Raw genomic sequence first — 25058 nt, 5'->3', positions numbered from 1 at the left:
AAAAAATGGACAATACCAAGAATTCCATTCTCACGGTTGCTATTCCTGTACGCTGGTCCGACGAACGGAGCGACGTTCTTCAGAGGCTATCTTTCCCAAAAATGGATGAGAAATTGCCCGAAGAAGTGGAATTCCTCGTGGTTGACGACGGTTCCCCTTCCGAATTCGCGAGCCGGCTTAAAGAAAGATGTGATCAGCTTGGCTATAGGTACCACCGTCTTGATACAGAGCATTTGCAATTCTCGATTGGTCGAGCTCGCAATGCCGCTGCTCAGTTTGGGTTGTCTGAGTACCTTATGTTCCAGGATGTGGACCTCATGCCTTATCCTGGTTTCTATAGCGAAGTCATTCGTGAATGTGATGTTTCAGGCCTGAGTGAGTCGTGCGACAATTTTCTGATGTTTGGCGTCATTTATTTGACCGAGCAAGCAACGGAACAGTTTTTCGAAACAGAGCCCGAATCTAGACGCCAAAAATTCATTCATCACTTGCTGCACGATGATAAATCTGTGGTTGAAAAATTTTCCACGGGTACGTCCGTAACGGTATGGTGTCGTCACTATTATCTGGCGAGTGGCGGAAATGATGAGGATTTTAACGGATGGGGGTATGAAGATCTTGAGTTCGCCTGTCGAGCTATTCGGCGGCGGAAAAAGTTTGCGTTACCGGCGGAATTCGCGTTGGATTATAGAAATTTCCAGTCAATTACTGAATATAAAGGCTGGAAAAGTATTTACCGTCTATTCGGGGATATGACATTCCAGAAAGGAATGGTCATGTTTCATGCGTGGCACCCGGTTCACGAGGCCAGCAATTATATGGCAGCAAAGGCGAAGAACCGCAAGCTATTTGAGCGGAAAATAGCTGCCTTCCGCGATCATGGTGTCGAGCCAGACTCCTTGTCGCTTTTCAACTCGGGAAAATCTCTAGTCCTCCGGGATAATCCGTGGGTGACGAACCGTTGGGCGCGTCCATTCTTGGGTGAGATCGTGCATATTGACGAGGATCATCTCGATCCCGAAAATATTCTGGGATTTTTGGCGGAGTATGAATTTGATAGGGTTGTCTTTCATAACCCCTATGCGAATGAGCGCATCCAAGCCCTCTATTCATGTGTAAAGCGGGCTAATTTTCCATTTATTGTTGTCGAAAGAGGGGCGCTTCCGGATTCTGTATTTTTTGACGAAAATGGATTTAATGCTGATAGTGAAAGCTACCATGAAAAACGGTGGAATCGCCCGCTGACGCATGAGCGGCGTGTTGCGACACTTGAGTACATAAAGAATACGCTAAGCAACGACGAGAGCCTGGAAGCTCAGCCAGATCGGCTCGGTTTGGGAGCGATTCGTAAGCGTTTAAGGATTTCGACGGGAAAGAAGATTCTGGTCGCATTCTTGCAGCGTCCAACGGATACTGTGATTAAAAATTTCATGGGGCCTCTGGGCACTTATGATGAATTTCTTCGTTTGCTGGCGAGACTTCCATATACGATGCCGCCGGATTGGGTTCTGCTGGTAAAACAGCACCCATTGGAAGCAGAAAAAATTGCAATCCCAGGCGCCATTGATGCGGATGATTTTAATACCAAGGATCTCGTGGAATTAAGCAATGCCACAATTTTTGTGAATTCCGGTGTTGGGCTTCTGGGAATTATGGCTGGAAAGACTGTGCTGCATTGTGGGGATGCGTTCTACGGTCACGAGGGGGTTGCTAAACGTGTCATAACCCATGAGGAAGTGAACGCGGCATTGATGTCATTCGTACCGGATAGGGAGAAGGCACTTCGTTTTGTTAGCTATCTTGTCAATGAGTTCTACTCATTCGGCAGATTCTCTACGAGAAAGGTTCGTTGGCACGATGGTTCTTGGATGACTGCGACAACTGCTATCGATTTCTACACCCTTCGAGTTCCCGGTCATGCTGAGGTTAGGCGGCAATTGAGGGATTCCGTTGAGGTTGCATCATCATCGATACTGTTCGATCGCTATAGGACAAACAGCGGAGACTTGAACCTTGGCACGACGACGGCAAACAAGGCGGTGGTTGGAGACAACAAGGCTAGTGCGTCAAAAGCGATTTCCCAAACAAAGTTGCCTGGAGTCGCCTCCGGTGCCTCGAAGGCTCCACTGTGGAAAAAAAGATTGAAGAAACTGAAGAATAATCCGGTCATGTATCTTAGGGATTCAAAGATTGGATTATTTCGGGCGATTGGAAATAGGATGTCAGTCCAATGAGCTTCGAATCAATGCGTGGGTTGAGCATCAAGGATGAAGGTGCTGATAATAGATTCGAGATTGCCGATTCGGCTCGATTTATAAATTCTGAGATAGTGGTTAAGGGGGCGGGTAATCTCATTAAGATCTCGGCCGGATCGGTGCTGTCGGGGTGTAGATTCAACATCCTGAGCGACTCAAATTTCATTGATATTGCTGCGGAATGCAGGGTCACGGCAAATGTGGTCATGAAACTGACCAATGGTAATGGGCTTTCCATTGGGTTAGGGACATCTATAGGGGGTTGCAATTTTATTTGCGGTGAGGGGTGTAGTGTAAAAATCGGCGCCGATTGCATGCTCGCTTGGGGCCTTGAGGTTAGAACTACAGATTCGCATGCGATATTGGTGGCGGAAACCGGGCAGCGCATCAATTTTGGGCAGGACATCAATATTGCCGACCACGTCTGGATTGGTGCGCACGCAACAATACTCAAGGGGGCGAAGATTGCTAAGGATAGTATTGTTTCTATTCGATCTGTTGTTACGGGCATTTATGAAGAGCCCGGCGTCATCCTTGGTGGAGTTCCTGCCAAGGTTTTGCGTACCGGGGTGACTTGGGCTCGACCATTATTGGGGTAGATCATCGATTTGAATGGGATCCGGAAATCGGGATGAGGTATCCCGCATACGTGATGGTGAATCATTTTGGTGCCTTGAGAAAATGACGCAGAGATATAGAGAAGATGTGGCGAGTATCCCAACGGGCTCGGCCGTCGCTAACACCTCCCCCTTCACCCTCTTCGGTGGCATCAACGTCCTCGAATCCCACGATCTCGCCATGCGGGCGTGCGAGGAGTACGTGCGTGTCACGCAGAAGCTCGGTATTCCGTATGTCTTCAAGGCCAGTTTCGACAAGGCCAACCGGTCTTCGATTCACTCCTATCGCGGGCCTGGGTTGGAAGAGGGCATGAAGATCTTCGAGGCGGTCAAGGCAGCGTTTGGGGTGCCAGTGATCACCGACGTGCACGAACCGTGGCAGGCGGAGCCAGTGGCCGAGGTTGTCGACGTGCTCCAGTTGCCGGCGTTCCTCGCGCGCCAGACCGACCTTGTGGTTGCTCTGGCCAGGACGGGCAAGCCGATCAACATCAAAAAGCCGCAGTTTCTCAGTCCGGCGCAGGTCTTGAACATCGTCGAGAAGTTCAAGGAAGCTGGCAATGACCAGTTGATGCTGTGCGATCGCGGCACCTGCTTTGGCTACGACAACCTCGTGGTCGACATGCTCGGCTTTGGCGTGATGAAGCGCGTGACGAAGGACTTGCCGATCATTTTCGATGTTACGCATGCGCTGCAGCAGCGTGATCCGGGCGGTGCGGCATCGGGTGGGCGGCGACAGCAGGTAGTGGACCTTGCGCGTGCCGGCATGGCGGTGGGGCTAGCCGGTCTGTTCCTTGAGGCGCATCCGGACCCGGACAACGCCAGGTGCGATGGGCCGAGCGCGTTACCGCTCGACAAACTGGAACCGTTCCTCTTGCAGGTCAAGGCGGTGGACGATCTGGTCAAGTCGTTCGCACCGCTTGTGATCGATTGACGCAGGCCCTCCAACGAAGGGGGTGGTACGTCGGCATGAAGGGGCCAGGCGAACGTTGAACGAGCAGAACAAAGTACAAAGAAGAGCAGGAGCGGAAGTCATGGAAGGAGTTATCTCGCTGGCACGCAATGTCGTTGCCACGGAGATTCAGGCGCTGGATCGCATGTCCAGTCGCATCGGCGCGGCGTTTGAGAAGGCCGTCGATATCGTGTTGAATGCGCGTGGCCGCGTTGTCGTGGTGGGTATGGGCAAGTCCGGTCTGATTGGCAAGAAGATCGCGGCGACGATGGCTTCAACTGGCACACCGGCGTTTTCGGTGCATCCGGGTGAAGCGTTCCATGGCGATCTTGGCATGATCAAGCCGATCGACGTGGTGCTGATGATCTCGAACAGCGGGGAAACGGAGGAGCTGGTCCGTATCCTGCCGTTCCTCGAGTACCAGCAGAATCCGGTCATCGCCATGACCGGTCGTCCTGATTCGACGCTTGGCAAGCACGCGAACGTCGTGCTCGACGTCTCGGTCGAAAAGGAGGCCTGCAACAACAATCTGGCGCCCACCAGTTCCACCACGGCGGCGCTGGTCATGGGCGATGCCCTGGCCGTGGTGCTGTCGGTGAAGCGGAACTTTCAGCCCGAGGATTTTGCCAGGTTCCATCCGGGCGGCAGTCTGGGGCGTCGTTTGCTGACGCGCGTGGCTGACGTCATGCACAAGGAGAACCTCCCTGTCTGCGCTGCCGATGCTACGTTCCGCGACGTGGTGCACGCGGTCAACCGTGGCCGTCTGGGCATGGCGCTGGTGATGCAGGGGGAAACGCTGCTGGGCATCATCACAGATGGCGATATTCGCCGGGCGTTCGATTCCGATCGCGACTACCGGTCGATCCAGGCCAGGGACATCATGTCCGCCGATCCGAAGGTGGCTTCGCCCGAAGAGCGCTTTGCTGATGCGGAAGCACGCATTCATGCCGCACGCATTGGCGGACTGGTGGTGAAGGACAACGCTGGCCGCGTGGTGGGAATTCTTCAGATCCATGATCTCGGGGCCGATGAGCCGGCCGTGTGACGGTGCCATCGGTATCCTCTCCCGCGGGATACTTGGCATCCGGCATCTGCAGGTGCTGCTGGGCGAGAACGTAGTCAGGGTCTCGTACGCACGCCGTACTGCCGAGGGGCTGACAGGCGTCGCCGCGTGGGGGCGGCGACCAACTGCGCGCAAGGCGCGGGACTTCGCGCGAACCCGCGGCGTCGAGCGCATGCTTTGCCTCGAGGATGGCTTCCTGCGGTCTGTGCATCCTGGTGCGTCATCGCCAACCTGTTCGCTCGTGGTCGACGATCTGGGCATCTACTACGATGCAACGTCGCCGTCCCGCCTTGAAGCAATGATTACCGCGCCGCTTTCCGTGGAGGAAGACGCGCGCGCCATGCAATTGATGGACCGATGGCGCGCAGCCGGGGTGTCGAAGTACAACTACGCGCCCGACCCGGTTCGCTTACCCGACGCCCCGTACGTGTTGGTGGTTGATCAGACTGCCAAGGATGCGTCCGTGCAGTACGGTATGGCCGATGCCGACAGCTTCAGGCAGATGCTCGACGCTGCGAGTCGCCTGTATCCGGGCTGCCGCGTTGTGGTCAAGGAACACCCCGAGGTCAAGCTGGGCCGCAAGCAGGGTTATGTCGGCGCGTTGCTCGATCGTGGCGAGTACCCGGATGCGCTGCGCCTGCAGGATGACGTCCATGTCGTCCCGCTGCTCCGGCAGGCGACGGCTGTATTCGTGGTGACCTCGCAGGTTGGATTCGAGGCATTGCTGCACGGCAAGCCCGTGCATACGTTCGGCATGCCGTTCTATGCAGGATGGGGGTTGACGCGGGATGCCCTGCAGACGCCGGCTCGCCGAACCCCGGTCTCCCTGGCGCAACTGGCGTTTGCCGCGCTCGTGCGTTATACACGATACGTATCGCCGCACACGGGCCAGCGATGCGAGGCTGAAGATGCCATCGATTATCTCGCGCTCCAGCGCCGCACGCGGCAGCAGCTTCCTGCACACGTGCATGCCATCGGATTCTCCCGCTGGAAGCGGCCTATCCTGCGGCAGTTTCTGCAGGGCCATACTGTGCAGTTTCATCGTCGCGAACGCACGATACCGGCACAAGCCACTGTGCTGCGCTGGGGTAGGGCGCAGTTGCTTGGCGCGAATGCCGGGTGGTCTGTGGTCACCGTCGAAGACGGCTTTCTGCGTTCCGTAGGTCTCGGTGCGCAACTCGTGCGCCCGGTGTCGTGGGTCTTCGATGACGCCGGCATCTACTACGACGCGACCCAGCCTTCCACGCTTGAACGGCTGTTGACCGAGACGCAGTTTGATACGGTGACGCTTGGCCGTGCGGCACGGCTGCGCAAATCCATCGTTCGGGCCGGCATCACCAAGTACAACGTCGGCGGGGGGGCGTGGCAAAGGCCCGCGCACTCGAGGGAGGTCGTCCTGGTGGTGGGGCAGGTCGAAAGCGACGCCTCGCTGCGCTATGGGGCACCGGGTATCCGGACGAACCGGGCGTTGCTGGAGGCGGTGCGCCGGGAAGCGCCGCACGCCTACATCGTCTACAAGCCCCATCCAGATGTCATGGCAGGTCTGCGTGGCAGCCGCGAATCGGAGTTGGGCCTTGGCGTACTGTGCGATGAACTGGTGCCGGACTATCCCATGCATCAGTTGATCGAGTCCGTGGACAAGCTGCATGTCCTGACTTCGCTGGCCGGCTTCGAGGCGCTGTTGCGCGGCAAACCGGTTACCACGCATGGCATGCCGTTCTACGCGGGCTGGGGCTTGACCGACGATCGCTGCACCAATCCGCGCCGGCAGCGCGCGTTGACTATGGACGCACTGGTTGCAGGCGCGCTGATTCTCTATCCACGCTATGTGTCGCGCGATGCGGGCGCGGGGTTCGCATCGCCAGAACAGGTGATCGCGGACCTGCTGGCGTGGAAGCGTGAACGCCCTGGCGCCGGGGGGCAATTGCTGCGACGGTTCATGCAGCCGCTTCTGAGGCGATGGGCTGGGCCCGCCGCAAAGGTCACGGCAAGTCCAAGTCCCGATTGAAGGGCGAGCATCAAATAGCAGAGCAAATCAGTTACCACAAGATTTCGAGGCGAGCATGATTTCGTCAATGGATGGGGAGTCCTTAGGTTACGGGAGAGAGTCAGCCGTTTCGCGGCTGCAAGGGGGAAGTGCCGCCCCCGCGCGTCAGCGCGCGAGCGGCGGCGCGCCGTTCGACAGGTTGGCAAGCTATCGTCGCGTGTTGCTGTTGCAGGGGCCAAATGGTCCGTTCTTTGCACGTCTGCGCGATTACCTGTGTGGCCGTGGCAGTCATGTGGTGAAGGTGAACTTCAACGGTGGCGACGATCTCTTCTATCGCAGTGGCGACATTGTGCGCTTCACCGAGCCGATGGTGCTATGGGAAGCCAGCCTGCGCCGGCTGCTGGTGGAGCGGCGTATCGAAGCCATCGTGGTATTTGGCTCCAGCCGCCGACAGCACCGCATCGCGGCACGCGTGGCGGAGTCAATCGGCATGCCGTTCTGGGTGTTCGAGGAGGGCTACGTCCGTCCCGACTTCATCACGTTGGAAGAGGGGGGCGTTAATGCCGATTCGCCGCTCTCCGCTGTTGCGATGGCGGACTTGCCCGCTACGACGGCTCCCGTCAAATCGCGACGGTTTACACATGCATTCCGCAATATGGCGCTGTACTCATTCTGGTACTTTGTCGGCGGGATCCTGGGTGCGCGACGCTATCGGGACTACCGGCATCACAAGCCGTTCGGTTTGCATGAGCTGACGCTGTGGACGCGCGCGTGGTACCGCAAGTATTCGTACCGATGGCAGGAGCGAGATGTTCGCCAGCGGCTACTGAACAGCGATCATCCTCACTTCTTCATGGTCGCCCTGCAGGTCCACAATGACAGCCAGATTCGCGTGCACAGCCCATGGCGGCGGATGGAAGAGTTCATCGAATGGACTATCCACTCGTTCTCCGTGGACGCGCCCGCTGACAGCCTGTTGGTGGTCAAGCATCATCCGATGGATCGCGGGCATACCAACTACGCGGCGGTTGTCGACGCGTCGGCCGCGCGCTTTGGTGTTGTGGGACGGGTCGTGTATATCCACGATGCCCATCTGCCATCGCTGCTGCATCGGTGCCTTGGCCTGGTGACGGTCAACTCCACGAGCGGCTTGCAGGCATTGTTCCACCGCGTGCCCGTCATTGCGCTGGGACGTTGCTTCTATGCCAAACAAGGACTGACGTTCCAGGGGTCCCTTGGTGCCTTCTGGAACAACCCCGGCGCCGTGGACATGAGTGTCTTCACGCGCTTTCGCAATTACCTGGTGCGCAACTCGCAGATCAACGCGTCGTTCTATGCGGACGATGCATTGCTTCCCGCGTACGAGAGCAAGCGTTGGCCGCTGGCGGTATCGATTCCGGCGCGCATCTTCTGCATGACGACGTTCATCCTGGCGGATGCGTACAGTGGCCGCCCTTGGGATATCGCAACGACGATGAGCTTCATTGCCGAACTGGTGGTCGGATAGCCTACGCCAAGCCCATTACCGAAGTTCCTGGTCTGTCATATGAGAGAACGTATCGCCGGATTCCTGCTGATGATCTTCATCGTCCCGCTTGCGGTCCTTGGCTATCTATTGATCGTGTACATCGGCTTTTTCGGCAAGACGGAGCGAGGTCGCGCCGGTGTCCGCGCGCTGGACCAGTTCGTTAATGCCACGCTGTTCAACGGCTATGCGTGGGAGTCGATATCGTCGCATGCCTGGCGCGAGCAGCACAGGTGGTGGGCGCGCACGATCATTCGGGTGACCGATCTATTTCAGAAGGACCATTGCCGGCGCGCCAACAAGCGCGAGCAGGCTGTAGTGGATCTGGTGCTGAAGAAGAAGCTGCACGAACGAACGCAATGAACCAGAAAAATAGAGCAGGCGATGCCGCGTCGGGGTCGGCTTCCAAGGACGTTACGCGCCGCAAGGTGTACTACGTGGCCGGCTTCGATCCGCGCGGCGCTGGATACTATCACCGCTTGTACCGCGAGGAGTCGGTCAAGCAGGCGACGCACCACGAGAGCGCGTCGATCTCCGTCGGCCAACGGACGCGGCTGAATCCATTGGTCAGCGGCTGGAACGTGGACAGCCAGTGGGGTGAACACGCCGTCGAGACAACTTACCAGTTCCTGCACTGGGACGATCTGGTGCGCCGACACTGGCAGGGCAGTGTGCCGCTTCTGATCCTTGCGGCGTTGAGGGACTACGCTTATTACGTCCGCTGTGGTGCGTTAGGCCGGTTGAAGAAGACCTTTCGCGGGCCCTTCTTCAGTGCGCTGTACCCGATGGCCTATCTTGCCTTGCTGATAATGCTGGCGATCGCATTCGGCGCTGGCCTTGGCGTCTTGCTTGGAGCAGCGGGGCTTGGATCGGAATGGGCTTTGGCCAGCGGCATCGCGGCTGGTGCTGCGCTGAGCACCGGCGGAACAGTTCTGGCCAACCGGCTGGCGGTGTTCTGGCTGCTGCGCACCTACTGCTTCGTGCAGGCATGGGGCGTGAAAGAGCCCGTGGACGTCATGGAGAGAGTGGAAGCGCTGGCCGAGTGGATCAGCCGGGACCACCAGGAATCGCCGTCTGACGAGGTCTTGCTGGTGGGCCATAGTGTGGGATCGATCCTCGCGGTCTCCATCGCTGCACGGCTGACCGCACTGCTTTCAGACGAGCAGCGCAGCAGGGTCACGCTGGTCACGCTGGGCCAGTGCATTCCACTGTTGAGCCTGATGCCGTCGGCTAAATCGTTCCATCGGGATCTGGGTCGCCTTGCGGACGAGCGAACCATGCGGTGGCTGGACATGAACGCGCGGGCCGACTCGCTCTGCTTTTCGCAGGCGAACCCGCTAGATGTTTCCGGCATCCGTGGCAGCGGCCGCCCGACCGCGCAGGTGGTGCGTCCGTTCAAGATGTTCGACAAGCGTACCTATGCGCGAATGAAGCTTAACCGGCAGCGCATGCATTTCCAGTACCTGATGGCCAGCGCATTGCCAAACGAGTACGACTACTTCCGCATGACGGCCGGGCCGAGCCGTATCAAACCATTTTGAAGCAGAACCTGACGTCATGAGTTTCCAGCCGCCGTATCCCAAGCCACATGTCCGCAAGAGCTCGTTCATCCTGCGTTTCCTGCGTGGCTGGAATTCGTGGATCGACGTACTGTTCGAGCGCAGTTATTCCATGAAGATGGGCAAGATATCGCAGCCCGGCATGGACATCTTCATGGTCAACGATGCGGACTGGGTACGCCGCATTCTTGGCGACACGCATCAGTATCCCAAGCACGAACTGATGCGGCGCGCACTGGAGCCGCTGCTCGGTTCCAGCATCTTCACGACCAACGGCGAGGTGTGGGAACGCCAGCGTCGACTGGTGGAACCGGCGTTCGCGCAGGCTCGCCTGAAGCTGGTGTTTTCGCTCATGTCGGATTCAGCCACGGCGATGCTGCAGCGGCTGGATGCCGTGGCGGACGGGCGTAGCTACGAAGTCGATGGCGAGATGAGCTACGTCACTGCCGACATCATCTTTCGTACCATCCTGTCCGACAATCTCGAAGCGTCCACGGCGCAGGAGATCTACGACGCTTTCCTCGATTTTCAGCATCATGCCCAACGGGCGATGATCCTGATGATCTACCGGCTCCCGCCGGTGCTGTCGGCCCTAGGCAGCCGGCGCGCGGCCAGGAAGATTCGCGCGATTCTCTCCGGGATCATCGCGCGCCGGATGGCTGAAAGGGAGGGTGGGCAGCAAGCGGTTCATCACGACATTCTGTCCGGCATGATGGATGCCGTGGACCCGGTTACAGGCGACAGTCTTTCGTACGTGGAGTTGGTGGATCAGGTGTGCACGCTGTTCCTGGCCGGACATGAGACATCGGCCAGCGCGCTGACGTGGGCGCTCTACCTGCTGTCGCAATGCCCGCATCTGCAAGACAAGATCGTGGCGGAGATCGAGGCAGTGGTTGGCGACCGCGATTTCGTCGCAGGGGATATCAAGGACCTGCCCACGCTGGGGAATGTCTTTCGGGAGACACTGCGCCTGTATCCACCGGTCGGCTTCTTCGTGCGCGAAGCCGCGCAGTCGCAGTGCATTCGCAACAAGGAAGTCAAGGAAGGATCGCCGATCATGATCTCGCCGTGGTTGCTCCATCGGCATCGAACGCTGTGGGAGCGGCCTGATGACTTTGCGCCGGAACGCTTCGACACCGACGCTGGAAAGGCTTCGGCGAAATGCGCATATCTCCCATTCAGCAAGGGGCCACGTGTTTGCATCGGCGCGGCCTTCGCGACGCAGGAAGCCGTGCTGATCCTGGCCAGCATTGTGCGTCGCTATCGTGTGGAAGCCGACAACGGGCACGTGCCCAAGGTGGTGGGTCGAGTCACGGTCCGCTCGGGCAACGGGGTGCGCGTGCGTCTGTATCGCCGCCAGGCGAGGATGTGCTGATCTTCTACCCGCTGTCGTTCACCGCGCTGACCGATGCAAGTGTCATGGATAAATCTCCATCGCTTACACTTGCCATCTCCGGCGATACCAATCAAAGAAGATGAAAAAAGCGGGGCGAATCAAATCCTGGCATCCTGACAAGGGCTATGGGTTCATCGATATTCACGCGGACCTCAAGGACGTGTTCTTCCATGTCACTGCATTGCAAACTCGTTCAGTCAAACCGAAGCCGGGTGACCGGGTGAGTTTCGAGCTCGCCAAAGGAAAGGACGGCCGGATGCAGGCGCTCAATGTCACGATAGCGGGCGCACCCAAGTCCACTGGTGGCGAGACAAACTGGTTGCCGGCGTTTGTCGCTCTGTCCGCCTTGGCAACCATAGTCGGTTGTGCGTTGGGTGGTTACCTCCCTCGACCGGCGGGCATCATCAGCGTTCTGGCTAGCATCGTCGCGTTCCTTGCGTACTCTGACGACAAGGGACGGGCAAACCGAAACGCTTGGCGCATTCCCGAGGCCAATTTGCATTTCATCGCCCTTTGCGGCGGATGGCCAGGCGCGCTCGCCGCGCAACACCTCCTGCGGCATAAGAACCGAAAGCAGGCGTTTCAGGTTGTCTTCTGGGGCACCGTCGTCTTGAACATTGGCGCGCTGGCGCTGTGGAAGACGGCCGCTGCCAATTGATGGACGCAGAGGTATGTGACGCGTGCGAGGTTATCGGCAGGGTGACAGCAGATGGCCGACCTCTGCCCGATGCGGTCCGCCAAAGACGACGCTCAGGCGTTGATCCAGGCGCGTGCCTGTTCCAGTTCGTTGAGGTGGAACGCTTTGATTTCTGCCTTTGTAAAGAACCGCGCCAAATGCATTGAGGCGTGAATCCAGCCCGCGTCGGCCACCACGGCGGCGCGCGTGACCTTGCGGGCGACGGAGACGCCGAGCGTCAAGTCTGTCCACAGCGCCTTCGGCTCGATGCCGCTGAAATGCTCAATACGTTCGAGCACACGGGTCTTGCCGTTCAGTTCAAGATCACCACGCATGCGCTCAATGGCTTCGCGCAGTTCGTGGTCGGTGATTTTGCCTTCGACGGATACTTCGATGACCGACGAATCGGGGGCGGTTTGATATCGAATCATGGCGAGACCCCTAGCTAGAGAGACGTTACACACGCAGGCGCGGATGAACCTGGCGCTCGATCGTTCCCCCATGCTACCCCTTTCCACGCGCTCGGTCAGGTTACGACCACCGCGTCTTGTTCTGATGCCTGTTGGCGCTCGGGCGTTGCGCGCACGGATACAAAACTCCGCTTCTGGATCATCAAGCAATATTTGGCGGCACGCCAACGGCACAATCCTCAGCACCTGTATGGCGTAAACCTGCCTAACTTCGCGCCTCGCGCCTGAACCGGGTTGGTGCGTGGCCCGTCCACCGCAAGAATGCCCGGCGGAATGCTTCTTCGCTGGAAAATCCAAGCTGGGCAGCGATTCGTCCGATGGACCAGTTGGTCATGCGCAAGCAGTGTTCGGCGTGCTCGCGCAGGCAGTGCTCGCACAGCGTGCGATAGCTGCTGCCGTCTGAGGCAAGACGGCGGCGCATGGTCGGTTCACTGATATCAAAGCGAGCAGCCAGTTCAGCCAGCGTGGGCAGCCGTCCCCCGTGCGCCAGCGCTGCATGCAGCACGCCCCGCGCTTGCTGACTCAGGGAGACCACCTCCGAGGGCGCCCCAACCAGGCGGTAAGGAAAGTCCTGCAGGAAAGCGCCCAGGTCAGATACCTGTCGCACGACACGCAAGTCCAGCAGTGCCGGATCGAACTCGAACCCGTAGGCCGGAGCGCCGGCGGTCACGGTGGCATTGAACATTCCAAGGAACGGCATGGCGTCTTCGCGCCGCGGATGCGCCAGAAAGACATGGTGCGGGCGCAGCGGCTGGCCAATCAGCCATCCAAAGAGCTGCATGTAGTAGAAGAGCCCCGTCAGATCCACCAGGCAGGCAGCCGATGTCTTCACACGCCGCAGGGAATCCATGCCGAACACCGCCCTGTCTCCACGCTGCGTGAGGCTTAGGACACCCGCGCGCGGATACAGCATCGCGCAAAAGTCCGCTGCACAGATGATGGCTTCCCTCAGGGTCTGGCAACTGAGTACGCAGCGGCACAGCAAGTCCACTTCCTTTTTGCGCATCGGCGGATGGCCGTCTCCTTTGGCCACAAGGCTTTCGAGCTGTTCGATTGAAGCGCGATAGAGCGCGGTGAACTGGTTCTGCCGCGAAAGTTCGTCGGCGCCAGGGGCAGGCGGCATCTCGGCGCCTTGCTTTTTCAGCTCCTCCAGCAGCCGCTGCGCCATGCCGGTCGGAGCGGGCTTTCCCGTTGTATAGGCACTCATGGAACGTTCTTGCTGATTGCTTCGGTAGGGATTCTTGACGGTCCGGATAGGGATACGTGTTTGCCTGGCCTCCCATAATCATCCCGGAACTTCACCGGCGCAAGGAAGGCGCGTATGCCTGGACCGGGAAGGGTGCCATCCATCGAACCACGCGCATACATGGGGCAAACCATGACTTCGTTTCTCTGCTGCAGACTGCAAACACCGGTATCGCAGTATCGTTGCGACGCCCATCCGCCTGGCGAGGGCCAGCGATGATCTACGTGCTCGACGAGATCGTGCTGGATGCCACGCATATGCCTGACATCCTTGCCTTGCTGGGGCGCTCATACCAGCCGGCCAGCGAAGCCAGAGGCCTGACGCTTTTGCACCGCTGGACGTCGCCGCCCGTCGCCATCGAAGACGCGCGCAATACGCTGTGGCTTCTCTGGAAAGTGGCGGATACGCGGGCCTACTACACCATGCGAGCCAGCATCGATGCTTCGGCCCTCTCTTTCTGGGCTGAGGTCGAGGCGCTGTGTGAAACGCGCCGCAGGCATGTGATGTCCGACGCGACCGTGGCGTTGCCTTGGCCCAAGGAGCAGAAACATGCCGATTGAGACCGCGCAGCTCCGGCTAGGCAGTGACAGCGTCGGCATGGACGCACCGATCCTGGAGCGTCAACTTCTGGCACGCGTCAGCGAACTGCCTGGTGTCCGCCAAATTGCGCTTGGACGCAACATGGAGGGAAGCTTTGGCGCTGGCGACTATACGCTCGATCTGGAGCTTGCCGATGCCCCAGCCATGGGCCTCGCCAGCGCGCTGCGAGGTCTGGCAGAGGTCGATAGCGTCGTGTATCGCCCGATTGGCGGCGGCCAGCGCGAGCCTCTGCTCCGCGATGGTGTCTGGCGGACGCTGATGTTCCGGGTCCGCCCGCAGGCCTCCGCGCAGCAGGTCCGTGCCCTGGAGCGCGACCTGCTACGGATGCCGGACTACATGCCGGGGATTCTTAACTGGCGGCTGGCCCGGGTCTTATCGGCCGATACCTGGACCCATGTCTGGCAGCAGGAGTTCGCCAGCGTGAACGACCTGCTTGGCGAGTATCTGATGCACCCGTTTCATTGGGGATGGGTCGATCGATGGTTCGATCCCGAGTGCCCCGACTGGACCGTCGAGGCGATCTCTCACGCCTTCTGCCCACTCACCACGAGCCTGATTGCCAGCCACACCAGCAAGGAGACCTACACCTCATGACGAGACACGGAATGCTACATGGAAAGACCGCACTGGTTACCGGTGCCAGTCGAGGAATCGGCCGCGCCATCGCGCAGCGCTTTGCGGCGGAAGGGGCCACGGTCATCGTCACCGCGAGGCAAGCCGGCGAGTCCGACGAAGATCCCGGTACGCTGCGCGAGACCGTTGCGCTGATCAGTCGGCAAGGTGGCAATGCGATTGCGCTGCCGGTGGACCTCGATGACCCGACGCAATGCGCAGGGCTCATCCCGCGAGCGGTCAAGGCAGCAGGGGGCTTCGACATTCTGGTCAACAATGCTGGCTCCGCGGAGTACAGCAGCATTGAAGCCATGCCGCTGGACATGTTCGACCGGACGGTGGCGCACTACCTGCGTGTCCCGTTCATTCTTAGCAAGGCCGCAATCCCCGTGATGCGCGAACGCGGCGCAGGATGGATCCTGAACCTGGGATCCGTGACTGCGCTTGCGCCGGTGCGTCCTTACCACGAGTTTGAGCGCAGTGGAGGCGCCACCGCCTACGCGGCGGTCAAGGCGGCGGTCAACCGATTCACGGAGGGGCTCGCCGCGGAATTGCAGGCCGACAATATTGCGGTGAACTCGGTTGCGCCGAGCACGGCAATACGCACGCCGGGCAGCGAACGATTCATCCCGGATGGCTATCCCGTCGAGCCGGTGGAATACCTTGTGGAGACCGCGCTCGCGCTATGCAGCGTGCCGGCCCGGCAACGCACTGGCAGCATTGCCCACAGTTTGCACTTTCCGCTTGCTGCCGGCCTGGATGTCTTTGGACTCGACGGGACTGGCAAGCTGCCGCCGCCCGTTGTTCCACCATGGGCCCATCCCGGATTGGGCCGGTCAGACCTGCACGAGGGCTGAAACATGGAGACATTGATGCGCGCCGCCGTCATCGACGGCACTGGCGGACCCGATGTGCTCAGGATTGCCGACGTCCCGGTTCCCGAACCCGCTGCCGGCGAAGTGCTGATCCGTGTGGTCTGCGCCGGCGTCAATCCCGCCGACTGGAAATGCCGCGAAGGCTATCTTGGCCATTTCATGCGCTATAGCTTCCCGTTCGTGATCGGCTTTGATGTCAGTGGCGTCGTGGCAGCCGTGGGGGAGGGAGTAATAGGGTGGAAGCCCGGGGAACGCGTGTTTGCGCAAACCGATGTTGGCGCTGGCAAATGGGGATCCTACGCGGAATACGTCGCCGTCAGTCAGGATTCCGTGGTCGCCATTCCGGACAGCCTCGGGTATGCCGAGGCGGCGGCGGTACCGACGCCTGCGCTGGCCGCATGGGCAGGGCTGTTTGACGAAGGAGGACTCAAGCCGGGCCAGACAGTACTTGTTCACGGCGGTGGGGGCGCTGTTGGCACCTTTGCCATCCAGATGGCATACGCCGCTGGCGCCAGAGTGGCCGCTACCGGCAGCGCAAGCCGCTGCGACGAACTGAAATCCCTTGGTTGCCAGATGCCAATCGATTACCGGGGCGGCGGAATCGCGAACGCTGTGCGGGACTGGGCGGACGGCGGTGTCGATCTGGCACTGGATGCCGTCGGATGCGGCACGCTGCCGAATGGCCTGGACCTGCTCAAGCCAGGCGGCATCCTCGTGGCCATCATGACGCTGGTCAGTGGAGACAGCGGTCCCGATGCGGCCGAGGCAGCCCGCCGCGGCAAGCGTACCGCGTTGGCGTATAGCAGGATGCCAAGCGGCGCAAGATTACGCGAGATTTCCGCGCTGATCGCGACAGGGAAAGTCCGGCCCCCCCGCATCGAATGCCTGCCGCTGGAGGATGCCGCACACGCGCTCGGTCTTGTCCAGTCAGGCAAGGCTCCCGCGAAGCTTGTGCTGCAAGTTGGCAGCCCCGCCGAAGCCGAAATCGAAACGTTGGCGCAGCGCCAGATGCGCAGCGTTGCATAGCCCCTATACAACTCTTCGATTTCCATCGAAGACCTGGAGACACAGGAGACACATGAACAAGGCATGGCTTCTTCGCACCCTGGCCGGTGCACTGGTGACCGCTGCGCAGCTAGGCGCACCGGCTTTCGCGGCGTTGACGCCCGACGAGATCAAGCGGCTAGATACCACGCTGACGCCGGTGGGCGCCGAGCGCACCGCGAACAAGGACAACAGTATCCCGGAGTGGAGCGGAAAGTGGCAGGGTGCGCCGGCAGGCATGACGTTCCGGCCAGGAGAGGGTTATCCGGATTCCTACGCGACGGAAAAGCCCGTCGCGACGATCACGGCCCAGAACCTGGAGCAATACCGTGCTCACCTGACCGATGGCCAGCTCGCCATGTTCAGGCTGTATCCCGCGACCTTCAGGATGATGATCTACCCGAGCCACCGTGATTTCCGCTATGGCGACGCCATCTACAAGGCCATCCACGACTACGCACCGAAGACGCAGATGACGGCCGATGCGAACGGTCTCAGGGAGTATCCGCCCACCGCGCCGTTCCCTGTGCCCAAGAATGGGCTTGAACTGATGTGGAACCTTCGGTTCTCGTCGGCCATCGAGGAAGAGGCAGCGGTCTACGACCAGGCGGTTGTGTACCGCGACGGCAAGACTGCATGGGGCAAGTGGAAATATGACATCTGGTCGCCCGTCAATGACGTCGCTTCCCAAAAGCGGTCGCCGCTCATCGATCGCACGTTCGCCCGAGTCGAGACCGAGCTCCCCTTGAGGGAACGCGGCAGTATCATCGTCTCCCAGAGTTTCTGGGATCGCGAAGGATCCGATACGGCCAGGACGTGGCAGTACAACCCGGGCACCCGCCGCGTCCGTCAGGCGCCTGAGTTCGGGTTTGACCAGCCACTCGGGCCGGGCGGCTTCCGAACCGTCGATGACGATCGCCTGTTCAATGGCTCGGGCGAACGCTACGACTGGAAAATCGTTGGCAAGCGGGAAATCTACATCCCCTACGACAACTACAAGCTGGCCGATCCCGCCGTCAAGTACGCCGAGTTGCTGAGCGCCAACCATCCCAGCCCCGATTACGTCCGTTACGAGCTTCACCGCGTCTGGGTCCTGGAAGCCACCCTGAAGCAGGGCTTCCGGCATCAGTACGCCAAGCGGGTGCTGTACCTGGACGAGGATACATGGATGGCAGTGCTTGCCGACAACTACGACGCCCGCGGCCAGTTGTGGCGCACCAATATGCAAACATCGTTCTACGCCTACGATATCAAGCGCTACTATCCGGCAGCCGCTTTCTACCACGATCTGATCGCCGGCTCGTATCTGGCGGACAGGTTGACCAACGAAGGCAAGCCGGTCCGGTTGAACAGCAGCCCTCAGTTCAACGAGGCCTATTTTTCGCCGGATTCGATTCGAGGCGCCGGGCACTAGCGGGTTGCGAGGCCCCGGACTTCCTGGCGCGGCTAGTGTCATTAGCCGACGCCGGGTGTGTGATCTGATGAGATTCGCGCCGTCGTGACGATGCAGTGTTGTCCCTCAGGTGGGACACGTCTGGTCGCAGTCAGCCTCCTGATTGTGCGTTCGAGAGTCATGCGTCGAGAGTGCCATCAGACCCCGCCGTAGATCGTCGATCAGATCCTGCGGGTCCTCGAGGCCCACATGCAGACGCACCGCCTGTCCCTGGTAGGGCCAGCGTGGGCCGGTACACCCCGGGCCTGGCGTGAACGGGATCACGAGGCTTTCATAGCCACCCCAGGAAACACCCAGGCCGAAATGCTCGAGCGCATCAATAAAGGCCGCGAGGGAGGACTTTGAGGGTGTACGCAGCACCACCGAGAAGAGGCCGCATGCTCCGGTAAAGTCCCGCTTCCACAGTGCGTGTCCCGGGTGGGACGGCAATGCGGGATGCAGAACCGCTTCAACCTGTGGTTGCTGCTCCAGCCATTGGGCAACACGCAGCCCGGATTGCCAGTGGCGCTGCAATCTGACGGACAATGTACGCAGGCCACGCAGAGCCAGGTAGATATCATCCGGCCCTGCTGTCTGTCCCATGTCATAAGTCGTCTGCTTGACCAGAGGCCAGGTGTCTCGATTGCAGGTGACAACGCCGAGCATTGCGTCCGAATGACCCACGATGTACTTCGTCGCGGCCTGGATCGACACGTCGACACCGTGCGCAAACGGCTTGAAGTAGAGTGGCGTCCCCCAGGTGTTATCCATGACGACATAAGCGCCGTGTTTGTGCGCCGCTGCGGAGATGGCAGGAATGTCCTGGATGTCGAAGGTCTCCGAACCGGGCGATTCCACATATATGACGCGAGTATTCGGCCGCAACAGGGCTTCGATTGGTTTGGCGTCAACGGGATCATAGGTCTCCACCTCGATGCCGAAACGCCCCAGGACCCGCTCCAGGAAGGCGCGGGTTGGGGAATAGGCGCTGTCCGTCACGAGGACGTGGTCACCCGCCGAGAGCAGCGCAGTTAGCGCTGTACTGACCGCGGCAAGGCCGGAAGGGAAGACAAGCGATCGATATCCGCCTTCAAGGCCTGCAATGGCTTCTTCGAACGCGTGCGTGGTAGGCGTGCCATACCGGCCATAGGTCGTTGCTCCCGGTTCTTCCGCAGCGCGGGCGCGCTTCATCTCTTCCCATTCGGCCATCGACCCCGCGAGGATGGTCGACGCCCTGAAAATGGGGGTGTTCACGACGCCGCCGAAGCGCTCTGGGTGGCGGCCGGCGCAAACGAGATGGGTGCTTTCCTTCATCGGATCTCTCCAAGGTTGTACGAGGCGGCATCCAGGGTTGTGAGAGCCGCCACGATGATTGATCTGCAGGCAGGTAACTAAATGGGGTGTGCCCGGAGCGCGTCCCGATAGGCGAATAGCGCTGGCGCGCCGCCGGTATGCAGGAACAGCAGCGGACCGTTTCCGTCAAAGCGCTTGTGTGTCACGCCGTCTAGCAGGCCGGCCATCGCTTTGCCTGTATAGACGGGGTCCAGCAGTACCCCTTCCGTGCGGGCCAGCAACCTGATGGCATCGATCGTCGCTTCGTTGGGTTCGCCGTAGCGTGGCAGGAAGTATTCGTCCCACAGTTCAAGCCGCAGTTCAGGTGGCACTTCGACGTCGAGCAAGTCTGCCGTTCCATCGATCAGTGCTGCCACCTTGGGCGCCTGCGCTTCGGCGGTGCGCGAGACGGTCACTCCGATGACTTGCGTTTCCGGCATGGCATGGGCGAGTGCCAGCGCCAGGCCCCCGTGGGTGCCGGCACTGCCGGACGCCAACACGACAGCCGAGAAAGAAATGCCCATCGCCTTTGCTTGCTGTGCCAGTTCCAGGCCAGCATGTACATATCCCAGTGCGCCAAGTGGATTGGACCCGCCGATCGGGATGACGTAGGGCTTATGCCCCTCGCCACGCAGCCGATCGGCCAGCGATTGCAACTGTGCATCGGCGTTGTGGAGCGCGGCTACGGGCTCACCGTGTGCATCGAACAGATCGAGCAGCAGGCGGTTGCCGCTGTGCAGGTAATCGATGTCTGTGGTGTCGGTCGGGTTCTCCAGCAAGGCGTGGCAGCGCATTCCGAGCTGGGCCGCGACGGCGGCTGTCTGCCGGACGTGATTCGACTGGATTGCTCCGGCTGTCACCAATGTGTCGGCACCCAGGCGCTGCGCGTCTGCCGCCAGAAATTCAAGCTTGCGCAACTTGTTCCCGCCAAAGGCAAGTGGAGTGGTGTCATCGCGCTTGATGTAGATATCGCGACCGAGCATGCAGGACACGCGATCGAGCTTCTGCAGGGGGGTGGCCGCGCCAACGAGATCGAGGCGGGGAAATGAAGCGATGCGATCTGAGATTTTCATGGAATGTCGATTCTGGGGAGTTAAAGCACGTGAGACAGGTACCGTCAGGGAGTTGTCCCCCGACGCATGTCATCATGCAAGGCCAACTGAATCAGTGCAGGATCTTCGCCAGGAATTCCTTTGCACGGGCCGACTTCGGGTCGCCGAAGAAGGCTTCCTTGCCTGTGTCTTCAACGATGGCGCCGCTGTCCATGAAGATCACCCGGTTGGCAACCTTCTTCGCGAACCCCATTTCATGAGTGACGCAGATCATCGTCATGCCTTCGCGAGCCAGGCCGGTCATGACGTCGAGCACCTCGTTGATCATTTCCGGGTCAAGCGCCGACGTTGGTTCGTCGAACAGCATGGCGACAGGATCCATCGACAAGGCGCGAGCAATTGCAACGCGCTGTTGCTGCCCGCCGGAGAGCTGCGCGGGGAACTTGGCGGCATGGGATTTCAGGCCGACACGCTCAAGCAGCCTCAGGCCTTTTTCCCGGGCCTCGTCCTTGCCGCGCTTCAATACCTTGATCTGCGCCAGCGAAAGGTTGTCGAGAATGCTCAGGTGCGGGAACAGCTCGAAATGCTGGAACACCATGCCGACCCGTGCACGCAGTTGCGTGAGGTTGATCTTCGGGTCCCCGACACATACACCATCCACGCTGATTCGCCCTTGCTGGAACGATTCAAGCCCGTTCACCGTCTTGATCAGCGTTGATTTTCCTGACCCCGACGGGCCGCAGACAACCACGACTTCGCCTTTCTCCACGCGTGTGCTGCATGTATCCAGCACCTTGAATTGGCCATACCATTTCGATACGTCTTCGAGGGCAATCATTGTTTTGTCTCCTGCTTGCAGATTGTTGTGGTTTCGCTATGCCGGATCGCCGGGTCAGCGTGTCACGCGCAGTGTCAGCCGGGCCTCGATGCGCCGCTGCACCCACGACAATCCCGTGCTGAGCAGCCAATAGATGGCTGCCACCGACAGGTACAACGGAAGCGGTTGGAAGGTCGAGGCAATGATTTCCTGGGACGATCTCAGCAGCTCGGTCACGGTGATGACAGAAACCAGCGAGGTGTCCTTGATCAGGCTGATGAGTGTGTTGCCGAGGCTCGGTACGGCCAGCCGCAATGCCTGCGGGCAGACGATGTAGCGCAGCGTCTGGAAGTGGGTGAGTCCCAGGCTGTGCGCCGCGCTCCATTGCCCACGGCTGATCCCGAGTATCGCGCCACGCATGCTTTCCGAGAGGTAGGCCCCGGCGTTGGCGGTGAGGGTAAGGATGCCGGCGCTGGTGGGGTCAAGGGCGATGCCGAGGTCTGGCAGACCGTAGTAGACGACGAACATCTGCACCAGCAGCGGCGTACCGCGCATGACGCTGACATAGGCACGGGCAATGCCGCTGAGGACAGGACTGGCACTGATTCCCATGATGGCGACAACGATCCCGACTATCAGGCCGAACACCATCGAGGCCAGGGCGAATTTCACGGTGATCACGGCGCCATGCAGGAGCACCGGGGAGGCATGAACAATCAGGTCAAAAGGGCTCATGATGCGATCCATTGCTGTGGCCAGGCGCGCCCAACCCTGACGGGACGGACGTGCCGGCTGACGTGGCGACGATTACTGTGCGAGGGGTTGGCTGGCGTCAGTGCCCAGCCATTGGATGGACAGCTTGCGCAGGGTTCCATCCTGCTGTAGCGCGGTCAGGGCGTTGTCAATGGCCTTGGCGAACTTGGGGTTGCCTTTCCGGTATGGAATACCCATCTCCAGCTTCGTGCCCGCCAGCAGTGCGCCGGTACGCAGTGGCAAGTTGGCGTTCTTGATCAGGTAGGGCAGCATCAGGCGATCATTGAGGGCGGCATCGATACGGCCAGCCGCAAGATCACGCAGGTTTTCCGAGGTGCCTGGATAGGTCTGCACCTGGATGCCGGATACCGATTTCGCCAGCTCGGCATAGTTGCTGCCCAGCGTTACGCCGACGGATTTTCCTTTCAGTGCGTCCAGCGACCCGAACTCGCGCTTGTCATCGCTGCGCTGAAGTACCTGGACCGCGGAATATACGTAGGGCTGCGTGAAATCCAGCGCCTGTTTGCGTGCCGGCGTCATGCTCACCTGGTTGACGATGACGTCGAACTTTCCGGCCTGCAGGCCTGCGATGATGCCGCTCCACTCGGTGGTAATGAACTGAACCTTGACGCCCATCTTGTCGGCGACTGCCCTGGCCACCGCGACGTCGAAGCCGTCGAGTTGGCCCTGGCTATTGCGATAGCCAAACGGTGGGTAGGTGCCCTCCATCCCGACCTTCAGGACGCCGCTGGCCTTGACGCTGTCCAGCAGATCTTCAGCATGTACAGCAGTTGCGGTGAAGCTCAGGACGGTCGCGAGTATCGCGCCTTGCAGCAGCGATTGCAGAAATTTCATGACTTGTCTCCAATGTGGTTATAGGTATTGCTGAAGGGCGACGCCATTGCCCGGCAGCTTTGGTGGTGCCTTCATCCTGACGGGTGCCGAGGCCCACCTCGATCTTCAGGCTGGCCTCTCATCGAGATCCTGCCTGTCCAGGTCGCAAGGGGAATCGTAGTGGTCCGTAGGTGGAAATAACTTTCAAAGATCACTAAGCCGAAGCCCGTTCATGGAATATTTTTCTACGCATGCCGGGTCCGGTCGTGGTCATGGACTGGCCCGCGCACGAATCCTGTTGCTGAATACCAGCGACAGGTTCGCGCGACAGGCATGGTTCAAGCTGCGGTCAGGATGCCGGACGCGCTACGCCGTATTCCGACGACAGGTACCGGCGGATATGGTCGGGTGAATCGATGAACTGCGTCTGCCCGTGCAGGCGGACTTCAACGCTGCTGTCGCGTGGCACACGTCCGGCTCCCAGTACCAGGACGGGCGCTGACTGGTTTGCCTCGCCGATCAACTCGACAATGGCCTGGCGCGGCCGCGGCGCGTCGATGTATTCGACATCGATCTGGCTACGCAACTGCGGGAAGAAGCTGAGCAGGCCTTCTACAGCAACGGCATCGCCGCAATAGAAGGGGCCTTCGTCGCCTTGAAAAAAGCCGGGGCGGAGCATCAGTAGCTTGTCTTTCATGTTCTCTCTCACTGTGGGTTGTGAAGTTGGTGGTGCACTTCGTTGCCTCGTTGGATAGCGAATCAACGACCACAGATTAGGGGCGGGCAGGGAAACTCACTAGTGGCACGAACGACAATTAACGTCTGGATCATGCCAAAATTGGTTGCATCTGATTTGCGACGCCAACGGTCCAGAAAATCCTCGCGGCGCTCTCGAACTTCAATCGATCCCTCTTGTGCCAAAGAACACATCGCAATCTGGTGCCAGTGGTGCAGCTGGTGCCACTGGTGGGCTGGTAGCAGTCGTCGTCTACGACGGGCTGAGCCTCTTTGAATACGGCTGCGCCGTTGAAGTGTTCGGTCTACCCCGACCGGAGATGGGCGACGCGTGGTATCGCTTTGCGACATGCTCGGCAGATTCGGGAACGTTGCGCGGGGCGGGTGGCGTTCAGGTGCAGGCAGATGGCGGTCTTGAACTCTTGTCGAAAGCGAAGACGATCATCATCCCGGGGTGGCGCGGCATCGAAGCCGCCGTGCCCCCGGAGCTTTGCCTTGCCTTGCGCAAGGCGAACAAGCGTGGTGCGCGGGTCATGTCGATCTGCACGGGTGCCTTTGTATTGGCCGCCGCAGGACTGCTCGACGGCAAGCGGGCGACGACGCACTGGCGACATGCGGCGGCACTCGCCGAACGGTATCCGGACGTGCGTGTGGAGGCAGATGTCCTCTATGTCGATGCTGGCGATGTCCTGACTTCGGCCGGAAGTGCTGCAGGAATCGATCTGTGCCTGCATCTGATTCGCCGGGACTTCGGCCCGCGCGCAGCCAATCAGGTTGCGCGCCGGCTGGTCATGCCGCCGCACCGTGAAGGCGGTCAGGCTCAGTACATTGCCGAGCCGGTCCCGAAGCGGAGCAGCGCTTCGTTGGCTCCCCTGCTGGATATGGTGCGCGCAAGGCTGGGAGAAGACTGGCCGATTGTCAGGATGGCAAAGCAAACAGCAATGAGCGCCCGCACTTTCCAGCGCCATTTCGTCAACATGATGGCTATGCCGCCTGGGGAATGGCTGCTTATCGAACGAATAAGCCGAGCCCGGGTGTTGCTTGAAGAGACCGGCTTATCCATGGATGACATCGCGGTGCAAGTCGGCTTTGGTGCTGCAGCCACATTGCGAAATCACTTCCGTTCCCGGCTTGGAACCAGTCCCGGATACTACCGGCGGCGTTTCAGCGCGTCCGAGGAGCATTGATTTCGTCAAACGACGCGGTGCAACGTCTTGTTTTCGGCCGAA

At 60.0% G+C, this 25058-nt stretch carries 24 protein-coding genes; 16 read left to right on the top strand and 8 right to left on the bottom strand.

All coding sequences use genetic code 11. The annotated features are described in order from the left end of the window. Positions 1–5: 5 nt before the first annotated feature. The 10 genes from B552_RS28585 (at position 6) to B552_RS0120385 (ending at position 12009) form a co-directional block, all read left to right on the top strand. Positions 6–2234 (top strand): glycosyltransferase, encoded by a 2229-nt coding sequence (locus B552_RS28585; RefSeq protein ID WP_083860333.1) that lies wholly within the window; start codon positions 6–8, stop codon positions 2232–2234. Beyond that, positions 2231–2854 carry an acyltransferase gene (locus B552_RS0120425; RefSeq protein WP_019450916.1) on the top strand — a complete coding sequence of 208 codons (624 nt, stop codon included), beginning with the start codon at positions 2231–2233 and terminating at the stop codon, positions 2852–2854. The genes B552_RS28585 and B552_RS0120425 overlap by 4 nt, the downstream gene beginning before the upstream one ends. A gap of 106 nt (positions 2855–2960) precedes the next feature. Continuing rightward, positions 2961–3803: a 3-deoxy-8-phosphooctulonate synthase gene (kdsA, locus tag B552_RS0120420; RefSeq protein ID WP_026035871.1), complete on the top strand. Its 843-nt coding sequence runs from the start codon at positions 2961–2963 to the stop codon at positions 3801–3803. 100 nt (positions 3804–3903) lie between these two features. After that, complete coding sequence (locus B552_RS0120415; RefSeq protein WP_019450914.1) at positions 3904–4866, top strand: KpsF/GutQ family sugar-phosphate isomerase; 963 nt, start codon at positions 3904–3906, stop codon at positions 4864–4866. Then, a complete protein-coding gene (locus B552_RS0120410) occupies positions 4850–6892 on the top strand; it encodes a capsular polysaccharide biosynthesis protein (protein ID WP_019450913.1) in 2043 nt (680 codons plus the stop codon). Before B552_RS0120415 ends, B552_RS0120410 begins: the two co-directional genes overlap by 17 nt. A gap of 55 nt (positions 6893–6947) precedes the next feature. Beyond that, entirely contained in the window at positions 6948–8378 is a 1431-nt protein-coding gene (locus B552_RS0120405) for a capsular biosynthesis protein (protein WP_237718298.1), read from the top strand. 39 nt (positions 8379–8417) lie between these two features. Continuing rightward, positions 8418–8759, top strand: a complete 342-nt coding sequence (locus B552_RS0120400) for a hypothetical protein (RefSeq protein ID WP_019450911.1) — start codon at positions 8418–8420, stop codon at positions 8757–8759. Then, positions 8756–9937, top strand: coding sequence for a hypothetical protein (locus B552_RS0120395; RefSeq protein ID WP_019450910.1), 1182 nt, complete (start codon positions 8756–8758; stop codon positions 9935–9937). Before B552_RS0120400 ends, B552_RS0120395 begins: the two co-directional genes overlap by 4 nt. Before the next feature lie 16 nt (positions 9938–9953). After that, positions 9954–11330, top strand: a complete 1377-nt coding sequence (locus B552_RS0120390) for a cytochrome P450 (protein ID WP_019450909.1) — start codon at positions 9954–9956, stop codon at positions 11328–11330. Positions 11331–11430: 100 nt separating this feature from the next. Next, entirely contained in the window at positions 11431–12009 is a 579-nt protein-coding gene (locus B552_RS0120385; protein WP_019450908.1) for a cold shock and DUF1294 domain-containing protein, read from the top strand. Between the two features lie 92 nt (positions 12010–12101). On the opposite strand, the gene B552_RS0120380 is transcribed toward B552_RS0120385, so the two are convergent. Beyond that, positions 12102–12458, bottom strand: a complete 357-nt coding sequence (locus B552_RS0120380) for an STAS/SEC14 domain-containing protein (RefSeq protein WP_019450907.1) — start codon at positions 12456–12458, stop codon at positions 12102–12104. Positions 12459–12702: 244 nt separating this feature from the next. Further along, complete coding sequence (locus B552_RS0120375) at positions 12703–13665, bottom strand: AraC family transcriptional regulator (RefSeq protein ID WP_019450906.1); 963 nt, start codon at positions 13663–13665, stop codon at positions 12703–12705. Between the two features lie 293 nt (positions 13666–13958). Between B552_RS0120375 and B552_RS0120370 the strand changes: the two genes are divergently transcribed. From B552_RS0120370 to B552_RS0120350, 5 genes are read left to right on the top strand one after another with little or no spacing between them, the layout of a single operon-like run. After that, entirely contained in the window at positions 13959–14303 is a 345-nt protein-coding gene (locus B552_RS0120370) for a hypothetical protein (protein ID WP_019450905.1), read from the top strand. Next, complete coding sequence (locus B552_RS0120365) at positions 14293–14937, top strand: Dabb family protein (protein WP_019450904.1); 645 nt, start codon at positions 14293–14295, stop codon at positions 14935–14937. The genes B552_RS0120370 and B552_RS0120365 overlap by 11 nt, the downstream gene beginning before the upstream one ends. Then, a complete protein-coding gene (locus B552_RS0120360) occupies positions 14934–15812 on the top strand; it encodes an SDR family NAD(P)-dependent oxidoreductase (RefSeq protein WP_035880122.1) in 879 nt (292 codons plus the stop codon). Before B552_RS0120365 ends, B552_RS0120360 begins: the two co-directional genes overlap by 4 nt. A 15-nt stretch (positions 15813–15827) precedes the next feature. Next, a complete protein-coding gene (locus B552_RS0120355; RefSeq protein ID WP_019450902.1) occupies positions 15828–16856 on the top strand; it encodes an NADP-dependent oxidoreductase in 1029 nt (342 codons plus the stop codon). A 52-nt stretch (positions 16857–16908) separates the two neighbouring features. After that, positions 16909–18288 carry a DUF1329 domain-containing protein gene (locus B552_RS0120350; RefSeq protein ID WP_019450901.1) on the top strand — a complete coding sequence of 460 codons (1380 nt, stop codon included), beginning with the start codon at positions 16909–16911 and terminating at the stop codon, positions 18286–18288. Positions 18289–18393: 105 nt separating this feature from the next. Here the strand turns inward: B552_RS0120350 and metC are convergent, their stop codons facing one another. The 6 genes from metC to B552_RS0120320 form a co-directional block, all read right to left on the bottom strand. Beyond that, entirely contained in the window at positions 18394–19620 is a 1227-nt protein-coding gene (metC, locus tag B552_RS0120345; protein WP_019450900.1) for a cystathionine beta-lyase, read from the bottom strand. A gap of 77 nt (positions 19621–19697) precedes the next feature. Then, entirely contained in the window at positions 19698–20711 is a 1014-nt protein-coding gene (locus B552_RS0120340; RefSeq protein WP_019450899.1) for a D-cysteine desulfhydrase, read from the bottom strand. Between the two features lie 91 nt (positions 20712–20802). Then, positions 20803–21528 carry an amino acid ABC transporter ATP-binding protein gene (locus B552_RS0120335; RefSeq protein WP_019450898.1) on the bottom strand — a complete coding sequence of 242 codons (726 nt, stop codon included), beginning with the start codon at positions 21526–21528 and terminating at the stop codon, positions 20803–20805. Positions 21529–21582: 54 nt separating this feature from the next. Beyond that, positions 21583–22242: an amino acid ABC transporter permease gene (locus B552_RS0120330; protein WP_026035868.1), complete on the bottom strand. Its 660-nt coding sequence runs from the start codon at positions 22240–22242 to the stop codon at positions 21583–21585. A gap of 72 nt (positions 22243–22314) precedes the next feature. Continuing rightward, positions 22315–23115: a transporter substrate-binding domain-containing protein gene (locus B552_RS0120325; RefSeq protein WP_019450896.1), complete on the bottom strand. Its 801-nt coding sequence runs from the start codon at positions 23113–23115 to the stop codon at positions 22315–22317. A 328-nt stretch (positions 23116–23443) separates the two neighbouring features. Next, positions 23444–23791 carry a DUF3088 domain-containing protein gene (locus tag B552_RS0120320; protein ID WP_019450895.1) on the bottom strand — a complete coding sequence of 116 codons (348 nt, stop codon included), beginning with the start codon at positions 23789–23791 and terminating at the stop codon, positions 23444–23446. A 217-nt stretch (positions 23792–24008) separates the two neighbouring features. Here B552_RS0120320 and ftrA point away from each other — a divergent pair, with 217 nt between their 5' ends. After that, a complete protein-coding gene (gene ftrA / locus B552_RS0120315) occupies positions 24009–25016 on the top strand; it encodes a transcriptional regulator FtrA (RefSeq protein ID WP_026035867.1) in 1008 nt (335 codons plus the stop codon). Positions 25017–25058: the final 42 nt, after the last annotated feature.

This window comes from Cupriavidus sp. BIS7 (assembly GCF_000292345.1).
Taxonomy (GTDB): domain Bacteria; phylum Pseudomonadota; class Gammaproteobacteria; order Burkholderiales; family Burkholderiaceae; genus Cupriavidus.
This window is presented reverse-complemented; position numbering and strand designations above follow the sequence as displayed.